Source organism: Methanocalculus sp. (genome assembly GCF_029762515.1).
GTDB lineage: Archaea > Halobacteriota > Methanomicrobia > Methanomicrobiales > Methanocorpusculaceae > Methanocalculus.
The window spans coordinates 1-1,650 of the sequence record NZ_JARVGN010000470.1 but is presented as its reverse complement, the minus strand read 5'-3'; the positions used below and the strand labels follow the sequence as shown (position 1 = coordinate 1,650).

At 49.5% G+C, this 1,650-nt stretch carries 1 protein-coding gene and 1 pseudogene; both read left to right on the top strand.

Annotated features, from left to right (window positions below; translation table 11 throughout):
- A pseudogene (locus QCH34_RS12260) lies at positions 1 to 230 on the top strand (class I SAM-dependent methyltransferase); the annotation flags it as partial.
- 61 nt (positions 231 to 291) lie between these two features.
- Positions 292 to 1,527: an ABC transporter substrate-binding protein gene (locus QCH34_RS12255; protein WP_300334549.1), complete on the top strand. Its 1,236-nt coding sequence runs from the start codon at positions 292 to 294 to the stop codon at positions 1,525 to 1,527.
- The last annotated feature ends 123 nt before the right edge of the window (positions 1,528 to 1,650 follow it).

Here is a 1,650-nt window from a genome sequence, read left to right as displayed (position 1 = left end):
GAATTTACCCGAATGTCGAGACTGCGGATATGGATCATGTCAGGAGATTCCGGGATATCGTAGCGGCTGTTGACGAGTACCGGGATCAGTACGGCATCCAAACCCCGGAGCAGGAGAAGATCCTGATGGAGTACCTGAAAGGATCACTTGTTCAGAATGGTGATGAGTTCATCCAGTCAGGGATGACGAAGCGGGTGAAGATCTGGTGGAAGGTGAATGGATGCATATGAGCTATCCTGTCGACCGAGCTGTATCGGGTATTGAGCAATGAACAAATCTCTGGTGTTACCTATGAAAAACAAAATCTTCCTATCTGTGGCGGTCATCCTGATCGCCCTTCTGCTCTCTGCAGGATGTGTCGGATCAGCTGATAGCAATCAATCACCGGCACCAGCAGACTCCGGCTACCGCACAGTCGTTGACTCCCGCGGTGTTGAGGTGCAGGTTCCGGTGAATATAGAGCGGGTTGTAACCGTTTCGGATGGAATGATCGAGGGTACAATGACCTATCTTGGTGTCGAGGAGACGCTTGTTGGTGTCGGTTCTTCATGTATTCAGCGTATATTCCATTATGAGTTTCCAACGATTCATGAAGAGTCATACTGGTACCGTGATGGGATGAATCCGGTTACCTACCTGAACCCCTGGATTATCGATATCCCGCGGGTTGCAGAGTCCGGAGCGGCACTGAATTATGAATCACTTGTCTCCCTCAATCCAGATGTCGTGATCCTCCGTGTCGGTTCATGCACGGTCCGCCATATAGGAGATGAATCTGTCACAAAAACGATTAACACCATTGAGTCTCTCGGTATTCCTCTTGTTGTAATCTATGGTCCCCCCGCATATACAGATCCGGATCTCACGAAGATGACTGACGAGATCCTGATCATCGGGGAGGTTTTTGGAAAGAAGGACAAAGCTTCCACACTTGCTGCGTATCTTGAAGATCAGGTCGGCCTTATCTATGGCAGGACAAAGGGTATTCCAATGGAGGAGCGTCCACGTGTTCTTGTGCTCGGTCTTTCTCCGACTGCACGGAATGCTGGTGGTTCCGGACAGGTCTTTGGCCTTGACACGATCGAATCATACTTCATTGAGGAGATAGCGCATGCGAAGAACGCATATGCAGAACCTGGCTATTTCAAAACTGTTTCCGCTGAGCATCTTCTGAGCATTGATCCGGATGTAATTGTACTCTGCACAGCAAATGGGTATCACCCGCCTTCTGAGCTGTATTCAGCACCCTACTACCAGAACCTACAGGAACTGACTGCCGTGAAGAACCAGCGTGTCGTTGCCTGGCCATGGACTCCCTGCAATTGCGCAAAGAGGCTTGAGTATCCAATAGATGTGATGGTGATAGCAAAGGCAGCGTATCCCGAGCTCTTTGAAGATATCGTTCTTGAAGAATGGCTGCTTGACTTCTACATGAATGTCTATGGTGTGGAGAGGGGAACGGCAATAGAACTCCGCTCGGCACAGTGGATGGACTGGGCCATTGAGGAGTGCCCACTCTGCGGGTAACAATTGTATCATGCCAGAGAGGGGCGATCGCCTCTCTTCGGCACAATCATCCCAACTTTTTTTTTTTTAACAATTATGAGCAGCTCAGGAAACAAATGAATCAGGTGACTCTGGGAGGATCAT